The following is a 16,981-nucleotide window of genomic DNA, read 5'->3' as shown; positions in this document are numbered from 1 at the left end:
GTAAAGGCCAGAACATGATCGACGCTCTCGACGCAACGCCCACCTTGCAACCCCGTGTGATCCGCCGCGCGGACTATGCCCAGCCCGACTGGCTGGTCCCGGACATCGCCCTCGATTTCGACCTGGCGCCCGGCGGCACCCGCGTTCGCGCGCGCCTGTCGGTGACGCGGAACGGCGCGCATGCTCGTCCGCTGCGGCTCGACGGCGACGGGCTAAGCCCGCTCGCGGTGCGGATCGATGGCGTTGAGGCGAGCGGATGGCGGATGGACGGCCCCGCGCTCGTGGTCGACCTGCCCGGCGACGCGCATGTGATCGAGACCGAGGTCGAGATCGTCCCCGACCGCAACAGCCAGCTGATGGGCCTCTACGCCTCGGGCGGCAATCTGTGCACGCAATGCGAGGCGGAGGGGTTCCGTCGCATCACCTTCTTCCCCGACCGCCCCGACGTGCTGTCGCGCTATCGCGTGAAGATGACCGCCGACAAGGCGCGCTACCCGGTCCTGCTCGCCAATGGCGATCCGGTGGCAGCAGGCGATAGTGCAGACGGCAAGCATTGGGCCGAGTGGCACGACCCCTTCCCCAAGCCCTGCTATCTGTTCGCGCTGGTTGCGGGCAACCTCGCCGCCAATCGCGCGACCTTCACCACCGCCAGCGGGCGCACGGTTCAGCTCGCCATCTGGGTGCGGGAGAAGGATCTGGCGAAGACCGATCACGCGCTCCACGCGCTCAAGCTCAGCATGGCGTGGGACGAACGCGTCTATGGCCGCGAATATGACCTCGACGTCTTCAACATCGTCGCGGTGGACGATTTCAACTTCGGCGCGATGGAGAATAAGGGGCTGAACATCTTCAACAGCCGCTACATCCTCGCCGACCCCGATACCGCGACCGATTACGACTATGACGCCGTCGCTGCGGTCGTCGCGCACGAATATTTCCACAACTGGTCGGGCAACCGCGTCACCTGTCGCGACTGGTTCCAGCTTTCCTTGAAGGAAGGCTTCACCGTCTATCGCGATCAGCAGTTCAGCGCGGATCAGGGCAGCGCCGCGGTCAAGCGGATCGAGGATGTCCGGGGCCTGCGCGCCGCGCAATTCCCGGAGGATGCAGGGCCCTTGGCGCACCCGGTCCGCCCGGACGACTATATCGAGATCAGCAACTTCTACACCGCGACCATCTATAACAAGGGGGCCGAGGTGATCCGCATGATCGCCACGATCCTCGGGCCCCAGAAATTCCGCGCGGGCAGCGACCTCTATTTCGACCGGTTCGACGGCACGGCGGCGACGTGCGAGGATTTTGTCGTGTGCATGGAGGAAGCGAGCGGCGTCGATCTGACCCAGTTTCGCCTCTGGTATTCGCAGGCCGGCACCCCGCGTGTCTCGGCTAGCCTTGAGCATGAAGCGGACGGCGCGCGCGCCACGCTGACGCTGCGCCAGAGCGTGCCGCCGACCCCGGGTCAGCCGGTCAAGGCGCCGATGTTGCTCCCGCTGCGCATCAAATTGTTCGGCAGCGACAGCGCCGCCCCGCTCGCCGACGAACGGCTGGTCCTGCTCGACGGAGCCGAGACGCAGATCAGCTTCGACAGCGTACCCGAGCGCCCGGTACTGTCGGTCAACCGCGGCTTTTCTGCACCCGTAATCGTCGACACCAATCGCAGCGCCGCCGATCTCGCCTTTCTCTCGGCGCATGACGACGATCCCTTCGCCCGGTATGAGGCGATGCAGCAGCTGATGCTCGACACGCTCGTCGGCGCGGTGACCAAGGGGCATGTCGATCATGGTCCGGTGATCGCGGCGGTGGCAAATACGCTCGCCGATCCGACGCTTGACCCGGCCTTCGTGGCCGAGGCAGTGCTGCTCCCGTCCGACAGCTTCATCGGCGATCAGCTGGCGGTGGTCGATCCCGAGCTGATCTTCCAGAAGCGCGAGGCGCTGCGCCGCGACCTTGGCCGCGCGCTCGAACCGCAATGGCGCAGCCTATATGAGGGCGTCCGCGCCAACCGCTTCGAATATTCCCCGGCGGGGAAGGGCGCGCGGCGGATCAAGTCGGTCGCGCTCGGCTATATCAACGCCAGCGGCGCGACGGACGGACCCGAGCTGGCGTTCGCGCAGTTCGAGGCGGCGGACAATATGACCGACCGGCAGGGCGGCCTGATGGCACTCGCCAACCTGTCGTCCGAAGCGGCCGATCCGCGGCGCGTCGCGGCGCTCGACATTTTCTACCAACGCTATCGCGACAACAGCCTCGTGCTCGACAAATGGTTCCAGACCCGGGCGCTGTCGTCCCGGCCCGATACGCTGGCGGCGGTGCAGGAACTGGCGCAGCATCCCGACTTCACCCTCGCCAACCCCAATCGCGCGCGCGCTCTGGTGGGTGCGTTCGCGGTCAATCAGCGCGCGTTCCACGGCGTCGATGGCGGCGGCTATCGCTTCGTCGCCGATCAACTGATCGCACTGGACAAGCTGAACCCGCAGACTGCGGCGAAGCTGGTCCCCCCGCTCGGCCGCTGGCGCCGGTTCGACGCGGCGCGCGCCGCAAAGATGCGCGCGGAGCTGGAGCGCATCCTTGCCCAGCCGGGGCTGAGCAAGGACATGACGGAGCAGGTGAGCAAGAGCCTGGAGGGCTGACGCCCACCTGCCAATTTACCAGGTGCGGCTGGTGATCGTAGTGTTGCCGAGGAACGCCTGGATGTCGCTGGTCACCAGCTTCTTGCCGTTGTTACCCATATTCGTGTCGTCGTTGCACGTGTTGCCGTCGATCGCGATATCGGGGTCATAGGCGATGCTGACCTCGGCGGTGCCGGCGAATTCGAATGTGTCGAATGGGTCGTTCAGTACCGGGGTGGTGTGGCGCAGCATCACCGCGCTGCGCGCGGCGGGCGACCGGAGCGGGAAACTGCGGGTGTAGACCGCACCGGTATTGCCGTTGCGCAGTGTCAGCGTCACGGTCTGCTGGCGCGGACCCGACCGCCAGGTGTCGGGGCCGAGGTTGACGACTTCGATGATCGCCTGGATGCGGCGCTTGTTACCACCGACCTTGGTCAGCGTGAGCGAGCGCACCGCCGGATCGACCTTGCAGGCGACCGGGACGCGCGGGGTGGGCAGTGCGGTCGGCGTGGCGCGGATCGCGGGCTTGTAAGGCCGCTGACCCGTGGGCAGGCTTTGACCGGGCTGTTGCGCGACGGCGACGGTTCCGGCGAGCAGCGCGACGGCGCTGGCGGCAAGGATCATGGACGAACGATGCATGGCTATTCCCTCCTCTGGTTGAGCAAGCCGGGAACGCCACTGGGCCTGACAGGATTAGCTTGTATCGGTGTCGAAATGAACCCTGTCTGGCCCGATCCGAAAGCTGTGGTTCAGCCTGCCATCACGTTCCGCCCGCGCGCTACGGTCGCGCTATGCCCGATCCGCGCGGTCTTGCTGGGTGTCAGGACCGTGTCGACGAACATCCAGTCGTTGCGGACGCTGTCGGGCGTGACGGTCACGGCCATGTAGCCGCGGTTCGACGTGTCGCACCATTTGAGCTCGGGATTGGTCTCGACCAGCGACCGCGCGACCAGCTTGGGATCGACCTTGATCGAACCTTCGTATCCCGGCGAACTGACCGACTGGCCGGCGAACTCGACGCCGGCGGGCTTGCCGTCCTGCGCCAGGTCATAGGCCCAGGCATTGTGGCTGTCCCCGGCCAGCACGACCAGGTTCGCGCCCATCGCCTGCGACGAGGACAGGAAGCGTGCACGCGCGGCGGGATAGCCGCCCCAATTGTCGAAATTCATCGGAAGGCCAGCGGCGGCCAGCGCCGCACCCGCCTGCACATAGCGCTTGGCCCGCTCCGGTGCGTCGGGGGCGAGCCATTCGCCGGCCTGACGCGGGGTCATGGTCTTGCCCATGATCGTGCCGAAGCCGACCATCTGCCAGCGTGTCCCGGCCTTGACCGATCGCGTCATTTCGGCGGCGAGCCAGGCTTCCTGTTCCCAGCCCATCATCGTCATCGCCTTGTCCTGCCACGGACCGTCGCGGAAAGCGGCGATGGCGGCGGCGGAATCGGGTGCCATGAACAATGCGGCGGCTTCGCGCGGCTTGGTGCGACCGATGATCCGGGTTTCGGTGCGGAACAATGTCGCCAGCGATCCGATGGCATAGGTTTTCCACGGCTCGTCCGACACCGGCATCCATTCGCGCCACGCCTGGAAGGCGGCAGCCTTGCGGATGCTCCAGTCGCCTTCGTTCGCCTGGTGGTTCTGCGCGCCGCCCTCCCAGCTGTCATTGGTCGATTCATGATCGTCCCACTGCACGATCATCGGCTTGGCGGCATGCAGCGCGGCCAGGTCCGGGTCGGCGCGATAGCTGGCATAGCGCAGGCGATAGTCGGCGAGGTGGATGATCTCGCCATCGGGCAACGGCCAGCGGCCACCGACGGCACCCGATGCGGGCGCATAACCGCCCTTCTGATATTCATAGATATAGTCGCCGAGATGGACGGCGAGGTCGATGTCGTCGCGCGCCGCGGCATGGCCATAGGCGTTGAAATAGCCATAAGGCAGGTTGGAGCAGGAAAACACCGCGATCCCGAACCGCGCCGCGCTGCCCAGCGGCAGCGTCTTGGTCCGACCGACGGGGGAAAAGCTGCCATCGGGCGCGACGAAGCGGTAGAAATAGCGCGTTCCGGGCTGGAGGCCGGTCACCGTGATCTTAGTCGTCCAGTCGCGCCACGGGCCGGTGATCGCTTCGCCGCCCGCCACGACCTTGGCGAAGTCCGCGCTCGCAGAAACCTCTACTCGCAGCTTCGCGGAGTCGCCCTTGGCGACATAGCGCGTCCACAACAGCATCGACGTCGCCGACGGCTCTCCGCTCGCGACATTGTGGGTGAAGCCGTCGACGATCCAGTTGGGCCCCTGCGCGGCAAAGCCGGGGATCGCATAGGCGCCGAGGCCCAGCGTGCCGGTGAGGATCAGCGAGCGGCGGTCGATGCGAAATGTCATGGCGGTCTCCCTAGGATGTTCGCCCCTTGGCGCGCGTGCATGTCCGGTTCGTGACAGTTCATGTTCCCCGGTCTAGACCCGACCCACCTGATCGTATCCGGAGTGACCCTATGCGCCGACTCGCGCTCGCCGCCCTGCTTCTCGCAACGACCGCCTGTGGCGGCACGCCGGAGGGCAACCAGAGTGTTACGCAGGACGAAAGCTATGACCTTGCCGCGCAAAAGGCGAAGCTCGCGGTCATCCAGATGCAGACCGACACCAGCTTTCTCACCGCTGAGGAGCGGCAGGTGGTCAATCTGCTGATCCAGGCGTCGAACGTCATGTCCGACATCTATCGCGCTCAGCGCGATGCCAACTGGCGCGAAACCCGTGCGGCGGTCGCCAAGGAAGGCGATGCGCTCAAGCTGGAGATGGTCGACCGTTATTTCGGGCCATGGGACGAACTGGCCGACAAGCGCGCGTTCTGGGGCAGCGGGTCGATGCCCGAAGGCGCAGGCTTCTACCCGACCGATCTGACGCGTGAGGCGTTCGACGCCTATCTCGCGGCCAATCCGGGGGAGAAGGCGGCGCTGACCAGCCCCTACACCGTCGTGGTGCGCGACGGCGCGAAACTCAAGGCGATCCCCTATTCGGTCGCCTACAAGCCCGAGCTGACCAAGGCGGCGAGACTGCTCAACGAAGCTGCGGCGATCACCACCAACCCCAGCCTCAAGAAATTCCTGTCGCTGCGCGCCAAGGCGTTCCTGACCGACGATTATTACGAGTCGGAACTGGCGTGGATGGACCTCAAGGACACCCCGATCGAAGTCGCGATCGGGCCGTACGAGGTCTATACCGACCGGCTCCACGGCCAGAAGACCGCGTTCGAAAGCTTCGTGACGCTCAAGGACCCCAAGGAGTCCGCCGCGCTCGACAAGTACAAGCGCTATCTGCGCGACATGGAGGCGAACCTTCCGGTTGAGGAGGGGCTGAAGAACTTCCAGCGCGGCTTCGAATCGCCGATCGCGGTGGCGGAACAGATTCGCGGCGGCGGCGACAATGTCCCCGGGGTCCAGACCATCGCCTTCAACCTGCCCAATGACGAGCGCGTGCGTGAGGCGAAGGGCGCGAAGAAGGTGATCCTGTCGAACGTTCTCGGCGCGAAGTACGACCGCATCCTCGCGCCCATGGCCCCGCTGGTGCTGGTGCCCGACCAGTCGAAGCTGGTGGTGAAGAAATATATGCAGCTCGGCACGCTGTTCCACGAACTGTCGCACAGCCTAGGGCCGGGAACGATCACCGTCGCGGGCAAAAAGACGACGGTCAGCGAAGCGCTGAAGGATCAGGCATCGGCAATCGAAGAAGCCAAGGCCGATGTCATGGGCGCGTGGAACATCCTGTTCATGATGGACAAGGGCGAGATTTCTGCCGCCGAGAAGTCACAGCTGTTCGCCACCTATCTCGCCGGCACCTTCCGCTCGATGCGCTTCGGGATCGAGGAGGCGCATGGGCGCGGCGCGGCGATGCAATATGGCTATATGAAAGCGAAGGGCGCCTTTGTCTGGGACGAGAGCGCCGGGCGCTATCGCATCGACAATGCCAAGTTCGAAGCGGCGCTACGCGATCTGCTGCGCGAGATGATCGTGCTTCAGCACAATGGCGATTATGCCGGGACCAAGGCGTTCATGGCCAAGTGGGCCGTACTCGACGATCCGGCGAAGCGCGTGATCGCGTCGATGTCCGCGATTCCGGTCGATATCCGTCCGGTCTATCCGGACCGGGTATAACGCTGGGCCGCACTGCGCTTGCCAGGCGGGAGCCAGTCGGGGCAGGGCGGCGCGCTTGCCGCATGGCATAGTCAGGAAAGGGGTTCAGTGGCGGTCAGCCAGGTTTCGCGCGCGGCGACCGCGCCGGGTGGGATTCAGGGGTTCATGGGGTCGGACCGCATGGTGCTGGCGCTTCTCGCGATCCTTGCCGTCGCGGTGCGGTTCGTTACCTATGGCAATCCCGCGCTGGGCTTTGACGAGCAATTCTACCTGCTCGTTGGCGACCGCATGGTTCAGGGGGAGCTGCCCTATGTCGACATCTTCGACCGAAAGCCGATCGGCATCTTCCTGATCTATGCCGGCATCCGCTGGCTCGGTGGGGAAGGGTTCGTCCAGTACAAGCTGGTCGCCACGTTGTTCGTGATCGCGACGGCGTGGCTGATCTACCTGCTCGCGCGTCAGCGCGCCGAGCGCTGGGGCGCGGGTCTTGCCGCCGCGCTCTATATCCTGTGGCTCAACCTGATGGAGGGGGAGGGCGGGCAGACCCCGGTCTTCTACAATCTGCTGGTGATCGCCGCAGCGTGGCAGCTGTTCGCGGCGATGCGCGCGCCCGATCGGCTGGTCCCGCGTGGCGCGCTCGCGCTGCTGCTGATCGGCCTCGCGCTCCAGATCAAATATACCGTCGTGTTCGAAGGCATGTTCTTCGGCCTCGCCTTTCTATGGCTTGCCTGGCAGCAGCGCATGGTGTGGAGTCGGCTCGTCGCCTTTGCCGCCGCCATGGTCGCGCTGGCGCTGCTCCCGACCGCGCTCGTTCTCCTCTATTTCTGGGCAGTGGGGGAGGCCGAGACGTTTATCTTCGCCAATTTCCTGTCGATCTTCGGTCAGGGCAAGGGATCGATGGCGGTGCAGCTGCCCAAGCTGGCCGAGGTCAGCGCGCTGTTCCTGCCGTTGGGCGTGATCGCGTGGTTTGGCCGGGGTGCGTTGCGGACCGACTTGCTCCGCCCGGACTCGCGCATGCTTCGCCTATGGGTGGTGACCGCTGCGTTCGGTGTCCTCGTCTATTGGCGCTTCAACAGCCCGCATTACGCGATTCCCCTGCTGTTGCCCTTCTGCCTGCTGCTCGCCCCGGCGCTCGATGCGCGGCGCTGGCTCGGCACCGCGATTGCGCTGATCGTGCTGGTCGCCGGCCAGATCGTGCAGATCCACCTGATCGCGATCAAGGGCGGCAACGACGCGATGCGCGCGGTCGCAGCGGCGGCCAAGCCGAAGGATAGCTTCATCTTCGTCTATAACGGTTATCCCGGCCTCTACATGATGACCGGATCGCCGATGCCGTCGCGTTGGTCCTTCCCCGGGCATTTCAACGCGCAGGACGAGAATAATCCCCGCGCGCTCGGCGTCGATCCGCTGGTCGAGACGCGCCGGATCCTCGACGCCAGCCCTGACGCGATTGTCGATACCTTCCCGCCCTATGGCCTCGGCAATCGGGAGACGCGCGCGCTGCTGCATCGGGTCGTGACGGAGCGCTATCGACCGGTCCTGTGCGTCGCGACCCGCGACCGCACGCGCGTGATCTATCGCCTGAAGCGCGAAGCCTGGCCCGTCGATCTGAGCGCGTGTCGCCCCGACGTGTTCGCGCCCGTCACGCCCTGATGCCGCGCGGCGGCTCGGCCAGCCAGCGCGAATAAAGCTCGACCAGCGCAATCGCATGGTCGCGGTCGGATAGAACCTCGCCCGCCGCCTGTCGCGCGGCGGCGCGCAGCGTCACCGGATCCCGCGCAAACAGGCGCTGGATCGCATCGGCACAGGAGCGTGCGTCGCGCGCGCGATAGGTTTCGGCAAAGGCCGGGTCCGCGACTTCGGCACAGCCCCCTTCGTCGGGCACGATCAGCGGAAGGCCACTCGCCAGCGCCTCGCTCGCCACCAGCCCGAACGGCTCCTGATCCGATCCATGGATGAACGCGTCGGCACTGGCGAGGATGCGGCTGAACCGGTCGCGGTCATAGACCGGGCGGAACAGGCGGATATGGCGGTTGCCGCCGATCTGCCGCTCCAGCGCCTCGCTCTGCGGCCCCTGGCCCAGCAGCATCAGCCCGACCGGAACCTCCGCCCCCGCCGCCTGCACCGCGTCGATCACCAGCGGCCAGCGCTTTTCCTTGTGATGGCGCCCCAGGCCGATCAGCAAATGCCCCTCGGGCGGCAGGTCGAGCTGCGCCAGCATCGATGCGCGCAGCGCCTCGTCGCGCAGGTCGGGCGAGAAATGGTTGCGATCGATGCCGAGCGGCATGGCCGCGTCGACCTGCAATCCGCGCGCGCGGTACCGCTTGGCCAGCGCCGGGCCGTTGGTGACGAACGCGTCATATTTGCCCAGGAACTTGTCCATATAGCGGGTGTACCAGCCGAAGATCCGCTCGATCCGCTCGGGGCTGGCGACGCCCTCCAGCCAGCGGTGCGGATAGGCACCCATATTGTCGTTGTGGGCGAAAAAGATCTTCAGCGCCTCGCCCTGCCAGTCGCCGATGAACCAGGCGGGGCGCCAGGGCGAGCTGTTCTCCACGACGTCCGGCCGAATCTCGTCGAGCAGTCGGGTGACCGCGCCCGGATCGTTGAACAGCCAATAATTGCGGTCGAGGATCAGCGGCGGCGACTTGACCCAATAGATGCGCCCGCCATCCGCGCGGTCCTCGATCCGGTCCTCGTGGAACGGGGCGATGACGATCAGTTCATGGCCCAGCTCCGCCATGATCCGCACCTTGCGGTCGAGATAGGTGCGGACGCCGCCGCCGGTCGGCGAATAATATTCGTTGACGTCGACGATCCGCACAGGGGGTCAGCCCCCGCTGGGGGAAAAGCCGGACAGACCCCGCACATATTGCAGCTTGATCGTGATCGGCGTGGCGGTCGCGCCGACCGTGACGATGCCGTCGGCCAGCTTGGGCTTGCTGCGCCCCAGCTTGCGGTTGCTGGGCACACCCGCCCCGTCTTTCCAGATATTGAACTTGTTCGCCCCATCGCGGTCATGGGTCAGGAACAGCGCATAGCGGCCCGGGCGCGGCGCCCGGATGCACAGCACGATATTGCCCGACTGCGGGGTCGTGGCAAAGCTGCGGTGGAACAGCTTGCCTTCTTTCACCAGCACATGGTCGTCGCGCAGATAATCGCCCTCGACCGCCGGATAGAGTTCCAGCTTCAGTCGCCCGGTGCGATCCTTGATCCCCTGCACGTTCACGCGCAGCGCGGGCACGTTGCCGGCGGCACAGGCGGCGGCATCCTCACCGATCGCGGCCTGCGCCGACGCAGCGCTGGGCCAGGCCGATACCGCGATCAGGGCGAGCGAAACCGGGGCTGCGAGACGGACGAAGCGGGGGATGGTCATAGGTCCTTCCTAAACAAACCAAGCAGGCCGAATCCTGCGATCAGGACAGCATGGAACAGCAAAGTGAGCGCTGCCATGAACGACAGCATCTCGGTCAGCGCGTCGCCGCGTCCGATCAGCAAAATGGCAAAGCTCGCAAAGACCACGTCCTGGCTGGGGATCAGCGGCAGGCGCGACACCAGCATGCGCGCGGCCGCCAGCAGGACCCAGGTGCCAAAGCCGACACCGGGCAGCGCCACGGCCCAGGCCACGGCAATCAACAGCGAGTCGGCAAGCAGGCGCGCGACATGGATTCCGAACACCTGCCACAGCTCCTTGCGGCCGAGCGAGAAGACGCGGCGCGACAGCAACAGGAACGGCAGCGACATGCCGAGTACCACGGCGGCCGAGATCACTCCGGTTTTGAACTCCGCCGGGCTCAGCATCTCGGTCGCCAGCGGCAGCGCGATGGCGACGAGAAGCAAGGTGATCGCATTGCCCGCCAGTGCGGACAGGATCGAGACGTCCTTCACCGCGCCGAACGGTGCCGCCACCATCTTGGTCCGCTGCCGCGCCCAGGCGTAGAAATAGGCCTCGCCTGAATAGCCGAGCACGACATCGTTCGCGATCCGCTTGCGGTTCAGCGCGATCATGCCCGACCACGGGATATTCCACAGGCGGCGATAGATGATGAAGTCAAAGGTCGGTCCGACCATGTAGCGCAGGACGAAGATCAGGTAGAACAGCCAGCTGGCCGGCGCGGTGCGGGTCAGCCCTGCCAGCCCCTGGTCCAGCAGTTCATGACCGATCCCGACCACCATCAGGATCGACAGCACCGCACCCAGCCAGGTCGGCCAGCGCCGCCGGATCTTGGCGATCGGTTCGAGTTCGGCCAGTTCCGCGACGACCGGCTTGGGCGCCGCACCGGGAAGCGTATCGGTCGTCAAGGATTGCGCTCCTGGCGGTTCCACATCAGCCAATCAGGCAACCCCTGCTCGTAGCCCGTTCACAGTGCAACATGTCTCGGAAAGGTGGCCGCTATGCAAGTGGGGGCGGAATGGCCCGAGATTATGGTTTCAACGCGGGGTGATTTGGGCTTTAACAAGGCACGCTGCAAGCCCATGCCCCAACCAAATCAAACCGCCACCCATATCCTCAGCTTTGCCCAGACCCTGAAAGGGGGCGGGGTGGAGCGTGCGATGATGCGCATGGCGAACGGTTGGGCCGAGGCCGGTCGGCGCGTGACGCTGGTGATCGGCGATGCGCGCGGTGCGCTGGCACATGAGATTCCGCCCAATGTCGAGGTGCGCGAACTGGGTGACGCGCGCTATCGGGCGATGTTCGGGATTGCCGACATCGTGCGGGAGGTGCGGCCCGATGCGATCTTCTGCCCCGGCAACCATTATACGGCCGCGGCCTTTTGGCTGAAGCGCCGGTTGGGCAAGGCGTGCCCGCCGATGGCGGCACAGGTGTCCAATACGCTGATCCGCCCCGATCTGCCGCGCGCGGTGGGGCTTGGCTATGCGCTGTGGCTGCGCATGCACCCGTCCTTCCTCGACGCGGTCGTCGCCATGACCCCGGCGACGGGGGCAGAGGCGGTGCGGGAGATGCGCATCGACCCTGCGCGGGTGGTCGTCATTCCCAATCCGCCAGCCGTGCCGATCCCCGGCGCACCGCTGCCGCAGTTGCCGGAGGGGCGCTTCATCCTCGGCGTCGGGCGGCTCGCACCTCAAAAGAAATGGGAACGGCTGATCGCGGCGATACCGCGTCTTGCAGATCCAACCGTCAAGCTGCTCATCCTGGGCGAAGGTGAGGAGCGCGAACAGCTCGAACGGCTGGTCGAGCGACTCGGCCTGGCGGACCGTGTGTCGATGCCCGGCCATGCGCCCGACCCGCTGCCGGTGATCGCCCGCGCCGATGTCGTCGCGCTGACCTCCGAATTCGAAGGCGTGCCGGGCGTGGTGCGGGAGGCGCTGGCCGCTGGCACCCCGATCGTCGCCACCGATTCGAGCGTCGCGATTCATGAACTGATCAACTGCGCCTCGCGCGGATCGGTCGTGCCGCCGGGGGATCGCGCGCGGCTGGTCGGTGCGCTCAACCATTGGCTGATGCCTGGGCGGACACGGCCCGAGCCGCTGGTTGAGGACGGGCCGGAACCAATCGCGGCGTATCTCGACCTGTTCGATCGCCTCGTCGCTCAGCGTTTGAAATAGCGACCGCTGGTGCCGCTTCAGCGGAGCCGGACAAAGGCTAGCGCAGGCGGTAGCTGAACCCGATCCACAACGTGCGCGGACTGGCGCGTTCGACGACGCCGGTGCCGCTGACCCCCGTTTCGATCCGCGCATCGGTCAAATTCTCGGCCCGCGCCTTGATCGCAAAGCCCTTTGCCAGCGGTACGCGCAGAACGGCGTCGAACGTCAGCGCGTCCGCCAGCGCACGCACGTTGAGGTCGTCCTCGAACTGCGCCGCGACATAGCGCGCGGTCCCGGAAACGCTCAGCCGCTCGCCGCTATAACCGACATGCGCGGAGACTTGATGCGGCGCGGTCTGTGCCGGGCGCCGTCCGTTCAGCGGCGCCGCGCTGCCCGACGCCTCCACCCGCGCATCGGTATAGGCCCAGGACGCCCCCGCCCGCCACGGCCCGGCCTGCCAGCCCAGGTCAATCTCAACCCCGCGCGATTCGATCGCATCGAAATTCTGCCGCACGCGATAGACGCCGCCCGCCGCGACGAATCCGACGCCGGGAAACGTCCCCGGCCCGCTGCCCAGGGTCACATTGCCGATCGCATCGTCGAGCTGGCTGAGAAACCCGGTCGCGCGCAGGCTGAAGCCGGATGCGGGGGTCAAATCGACCCCGATCTCCACCCCGCGAAGCCGTTCGGGCGCAAGCTGCGGGTTGGCGGCGGTCGCATCCGCCCCGGCCCGGAACGGGCGGTACAGCTCGTTCAGCGTGGGCAGCCGCCACCCGCTATAGGCAGCGCCGCGCACGGTGATGGCGTCGCTGGCGCGCAACGCGCCCGCCAGCCGCGCGCTGCCCTCCCACCCGGCGCGATTCGGCGCGCGGCTGTCGGTCAGCGGCGCGCCACCGGCCAGCAGCGCCTCGAACAGGCGACCGTCGCGGATCGTCCAGCGGTCGGCGCGCCCGCCCGCCGTCAGCGTCAGCGCGCCGCGCTCCAGGCTCAGATCGGCGAACAGTCCGGCGGTGCTGCTCTCGCCCCCAGCCACGCGGCGGCGTGTCGGGGTGCCCGCGACAAAACTATAGAGTTCGTTCGTCCGCCCGCTGACCATGCGCAGGTCGCCGCCCGTGCGCAGCGTCCATCCGCTGCCAAGCGGGGGCTCGATCTCGATGCGCAGCCCGGTGCCGGTTGCGGGAATATGCTGGTCCAGCGTCGGGCTCGCAGCACTACGCGCCGCGTTGACGCTGGCAAAGCCGCTGGCGAAATCGCGGTGCTGCAACCAGCCGGTCGCCGCCCAGCGCCAGCGCCCGCTGCCGATCAGGCGCAAGCTGGCATCCGCCCCGCGGCTGTTGACCGGAGTAAAATCCGTCCCGCGATCGCGCTGGTCGGTGAAGGCCGACAGGTTCGCCTGCAGCTCGATCCCCACCGCAACTGGTGCCACCCCACGCAGCGCCACGCTCGCCTGTTCATAGGGTGCGGCACGATCTGCGGCACCGCGCTGCCCCTCCACGATCGGCACAAAGCCATCGCCGCGCGCATATTGCGCCGCCGCCGTCACCTCGCCGCTGCCCAGCTTCGCGCCGCCGGTCGCCACCAGATCGACCGAGTCGCGGCTGCCGTAAAATCCGGTGAGCGCCACCGGCCCCAGCGTGCGCGCATCGGCGCTGAACAGCTCGACCGTCCCGGCGAGCGCACCTGCGCCATGATAGCCGCTGCCCCCGCCGCGCGTCACCCGCACCCGCGCCAGCCGCTGCGGCAGCGTCGCGGGAAAGGGCACCCAGCCGCCGAACGGATCGGCCTGCGGCACGCCGTCCAGCAGCAGCAGCGCCCGGCTCGACGCATTGCCGCCCAACCCGCGCAGGGTAAGCCCCTGTGCGGTCGGGTGCGACGATCGCGAATCGGCGCGGCGGAACTGCGCAACGCCGGCAACATCGCGCAGCACATCCTCCAGGCGTCCGCTGGCACTGTCGGTCAGCCGTTCGCGATCGATCTCGACCGTGGCGAGCGCCGCTTCGCCCGGCGGCGCGTCCAGCCCCTGTCCGACGATCACGATCTCTTGCGCGGCAACCGGGAAGGGCAGGGCAAGGAGCAGCAGCGGGGCAGCGCCCCTCATGCCGGCTTGGCCCGCTCGGGGCTGGCGGCTGCAAATGCCTCCAGCGCGCAGGCGGCGGCGTCGGCAGCCAGCAAGGTCGGAAACGCGTCGAGCGGCGTGTCGAATCGCCGCGCATTATACATCTGCGGCACCAGCATCACGTCGGCGATCCCCGGCGCTGCCCCACCCAGAAACGGCCCGCCACTCGCTTTGGCCGCCGCCAGCGCCTCAAGCGCGGTAAAGCCTTCGACGATCCAGTGGCGATACCAATCGCCCTTCACCGCCTCATCCGCGCCGAACCGCGACTCGAGCGCGCGCAGCACGCGCAGATTGTTGAGCGGGTGGATGTCGGCCGCGATCAGCAGCGCCTGTGCCATCGCATCGGCGCGCGCGACCGGATCGGCCGGGATCAGGCGCGGCTCGGGATAGGTCGCATCCAGCCATTCGATGATCGCCAGGCTCTGCGTCAGGATGCGGCCATCGCCAATGTCCAGCGCGGGGACAAAGCCCTGCGGGTTGCGCGCTAGATGCGCGTCGCTGCGCTGCGCGCCCTCGACCAGATGCACCTCGCGCCGCTCATGCGCCACGCCCTTGAGATTGAGCGCGATGCGCACGCGATAGGCGGCACTCGACCGGAAATAATCATACAGAATCACGTCAATTCACCCTGAATCTCGGTCGCATCGTCCGCGCCATAGCCCGCTTCAATCGCCTGTTCGGACCGCCGCTCCAGCGCCACCTTGATCATCGCCACGATCGGATCGGCGAGTGCGAGGCCGAGAAAGCCGAATAGGGTGCTCATCAAAATCTGCGACGACACCGTCAGGGCCGGCGGCATGTCGACGGTGCGCTTGGCCACCAGCGGCAACAGCACATAGCCATCGAACGTCTGCACCCCCAAATAGATGGCGATCGCCCACAGCCCTTCGCTCTGCCCGGCGCTGAACCCGACGGCGACCATCAACACGCCCGATATGAACGCCCCGATATTGGGAATGAACGCAAGCATGCCGGTCAGGATGCCGAGTAGCAGCGCCATCGGCACCCCCGCGATCGACAGCAGGATCCACGTCACGAACCCTTCGAACACCATCCCCAGCAGCCGCCCGGCGAGCAGCACGCGCATCGTCCGCGCCATCCGTGCCAGCGTGATCGCGAACTGGTCACGCGACGCCATCGGCACCATCCATTGCAGCCCGCGCTCGTACAGGCGCGGCTCCATCGCCACGAACAGGCCGATGACGAGGATCAGGAAGAAGCTGCCGATCGCCCCGATTGCCCCGCCGATGAACGAGGTGAGTCGTCCGACCGATCCCAGCGCTTCCTTGGCCAGCCCGCTCAGGTCGGACGCCTGCGGCATCAGGCCAAGGCCGCTCAACCACCCGCTGATCCGCATCGCCTGCGTTTCCAGCGTGATGCGCAGCTGTTCGGCCTGTGCGACGATCTCGACGCCGGTGAGGTAGATGACGCCGCCGATGAAGGCGATTACGCCGATCACCACGATGGTCAGCGCCAGTCCGCGCGGGATCGGCACCGCGCGCCGGATCAACCGCGCCCCGCCATCCAGCATCGATGCGACCACCAACCCGGCAAAGATCAGCAGCAGCGGCTGGATCAGCAGCACCACCAGCGCGGCGGCGGCGGCGAGCGCGAACCACACCGATGCGCGGCGCAATTCGGCGCGCATGACCGGGTCGCGCATCTCGTTCGGGCCGGGTGCCTGGGTGACGGCGACGCGTTCGTCGGCGGCGCTGGCCATCGGCTTATTGCGCAGCGCTATCGGGGTGCAGCGACGTGCCCGCGCGGCCTGACCGGAACGAGCCTGCCCAGCTGAGCGGGTTCCAGCTGGCGCTGCCGTCGAGGCTGAAGGTGATGAACTCCGCCCGGCCGCCGATATTCTCCACCGGAACCGCGCCGCCCAGCCCCAGCTGCGCCTGCGACATCCGGCTGTCGGCGCTGTTGTCGCGATTGTCACCCATCAGCCAGACATGACCGGCGGGAATGCGCACGGCGGGAAAATTGTCGGCGCGCGTCGGCCCGATGTCGATCGTGTCGTAGCTTTTGCCGTTGGGCAGCGTTTCGCGCACGATCTCGACATTGCAGACCAGCTCGCCCACCGCGTTGCGCCCCAGCGCGCCGGGATAATGATCCTTGTCGCAGGTCAAATTGCCATCGACCTTGAGCGCGCGGATGCCGAGCTTCTCGCGCTGCACCTGACGTCCGTTCAGATACAGGATGCCGCCATACATCTCGACCGTGTCACCGGGCAGGCCGATCACCCGCTTGATATAGTCCGATCGCGCGTCGGTCGGGGTCAGAATGACGATGTCGCCGCGCTCGGGCAGGCTCCCGAACAACCGCCCCTGGATGAACGGCAGGATGTGGAAGGTCGGGGTGACATAGCTGTATCCATAGGGATATTTGCTCACTACCAGCCGGTCGCCGACCAGCAATGATGGCATCATCGATTCCGACGGAATATAGAATGGCTTGGCGACCAGGCTGTGAAAGCCGAGCACGGCGAGCACCAGCCAGAAGATGCCGCGCGCCTCGCCCCACCAATCGGTGCCGCTGCGCTGCTGCTCCTGCTCGCCCGTCGCCGCCAGATGTTCGGCCATTCCCGTCCCT

Annotated in this window: 13 protein-coding genes; 4 read left to right on the top strand and 9 right to left on the bottom strand. The window is 66.7% G+C overall.

Annotation, left to right across the window (positions count from 1 at the left end; all coding sequences use genetic code 11):
- The first annotated feature begins 14 nt into the window (after positions 1 to 14).
- Positions 15 to 2,630 carry an aminopeptidase N gene (pepN, locus tag ACRYLO_RS15010; RefSeq protein WP_482660895.1) on the top strand — a complete coding sequence of 872 codons (2,616 nt, stop codon included), beginning with the start codon at positions 15 to 17 and terminating at the stop codon, positions 2,628 to 2,630.
- Positions 2,631 to 2,645: 15 nt separating this feature from the next.
- On the opposite strand, the gene ACRYLO_RS15005 is transcribed toward pepN, so the two are convergent.
- Positions 2,646 to 3,248 carry a hypothetical protein gene (locus ACRYLO_RS15005; RefSeq protein ID WP_482660894.1) on the bottom strand — a complete coding sequence of 201 codons (603 nt, stop codon included), beginning with the start codon at positions 3,246 to 3,248 and terminating at the stop codon, positions 2,646 to 2,648.
- A gap of 110 nt (positions 3,249 to 3,358) precedes the next feature.
- Entirely contained in the window at positions 3,359 to 4,984 is a 1,626-nt protein-coding gene (locus ACRYLO_RS15000; RefSeq protein WP_482660893.1) for an alkaline phosphatase D family protein, read from the bottom strand.
- A gap of 110 nt (positions 4,985 to 5,094) precedes the next feature.
- On the opposite strand from ACRYLO_RS15000, the gene ACRYLO_RS14995 reads away from it, so the two are divergent.
- Positions 5,095 to 6,750: a dipeptidyl-peptidase 3 family protein gene (locus ACRYLO_RS14995; RefSeq protein ID WP_482660892.1), complete on the top strand. Its 1,656-nt coding sequence runs from the start codon at positions 5,095 to 5,097 to the stop codon at positions 6,748 to 6,750.
- Positions 6,751 to 6,837: 87 nt separating this feature from the next.
- Positions 6,838 to 8,382: a glycosyltransferase family 39 protein gene (locus ACRYLO_RS14990; protein ID WP_482660891.1), complete on the top strand. Its 1,545-nt coding sequence runs from the start codon at positions 6,838 to 6,840 to the stop codon at positions 8,380 to 8,382.
- Here the strand turns inward: ACRYLO_RS14990 and ACRYLO_RS14985 are convergent.
- From ACRYLO_RS14985 to ACRYLO_RS14975, 3 genes are read right to left on the bottom strand one after another with little or no spacing between them, the layout of a single operon-like run.
- A complete protein-coding gene (locus tag ACRYLO_RS14985) occupies positions 8,372 to 9,553 on the bottom strand; it encodes a glycosyltransferase (RefSeq protein WP_482660890.1) in 1,182 nt (393 codons plus the stop codon). The genes ACRYLO_RS14990 and ACRYLO_RS14985 overlap by 11 nt on opposite strands.
- A gap of 6 nt (positions 9,554 to 9,559) precedes the next feature.
- Positions 9,560 to 10,105 carry a DUF2141 domain-containing protein gene (locus ACRYLO_RS14980; RefSeq protein WP_482660889.1) on the bottom strand — a complete coding sequence of 182 codons (546 nt, stop codon included), beginning with the start codon at positions 10,103 to 10,105 and terminating at the stop codon, positions 9,560 to 9,562.
- A complete protein-coding gene (locus ACRYLO_RS14975; protein WP_482660888.1) occupies positions 10,102 to 11,031 on the bottom strand; it encodes a hypothetical protein in 930 nt (309 codons plus the stop codon). Before ACRYLO_RS14975 ends, ACRYLO_RS14980 begins: the two co-directional genes overlap by 4 nt.
- Positions 11,032 to 11,205: 174 nt before the next feature.
- Between ACRYLO_RS14975 and ACRYLO_RS14970 the strand changes: the two genes are divergently transcribed.
- On the top strand, positions 11,206 to 12,297 hold the full coding sequence (locus ACRYLO_RS14970) for a glycosyltransferase (RefSeq protein ID WP_482660887.1): 1,092 nt from the start codon (positions 11,206 to 11,208) through the stop codon (positions 12,295 to 12,297).
- 37 nt (positions 12,298 to 12,334) lie between these two features.
- Here the strand turns inward: ACRYLO_RS14970 and ACRYLO_RS14965 are convergent, their stop codons facing one another.
- The 4 genes from ACRYLO_RS14965 to lepB are packed head-to-tail and all read right to left on the bottom strand — an operon-like array spanning position 12,335 to position 16,971.
- Positions 12,335 to 14,374, bottom strand: coding sequence for a TonB-dependent receptor (locus ACRYLO_RS14965; protein ID WP_482660886.1), 2,040 nt, complete (start codon positions 14,372 to 14,374; stop codon positions 12,335 to 12,337).
- Complete coding sequence (gene maiA, locus ACRYLO_RS14960) at positions 14,371 to 15,015, bottom strand: maleylacetoacetate isomerase (RefSeq protein ID WP_482661754.1); 645 nt, start codon at positions 15,013 to 15,015, stop codon at positions 14,371 to 14,373. The genes ACRYLO_RS14965 and maiA overlap by 4 nt, the downstream gene beginning before the upstream one ends.
- Positions 15,006 to 16,112, bottom strand: coding sequence for an AI-2E family transporter (locus ACRYLO_RS14955; RefSeq protein WP_482660885.1), 1,107 nt, complete (start codon positions 16,110 to 16,112; stop codon positions 15,006 to 15,008). Before ACRYLO_RS14955 ends, maiA begins: the two co-directional genes overlap by 10 nt.
- A 4-nt stretch (positions 16,113 to 16,116) precedes the next feature.
- Positions 16,117 to 16,971: a signal peptidase I gene (gene lepB, locus ACRYLO_RS14950; protein WP_482660884.1), complete on the bottom strand. Its 855-nt coding sequence runs from the start codon at positions 16,969 to 16,971 to the stop codon at positions 16,117 to 16,119.
- Between the last annotated feature and the right edge of the window lie 10 nt (positions 16,972 to 16,981).

The sequence above is a fragment of the Sphingomonas sp. SDUR79 genome (assembly GCF_056821745.1).
Note: the sequence above shows the minus strand (reverse complement) of the source record. Positions and strands in the feature narration are given on the sequence as shown.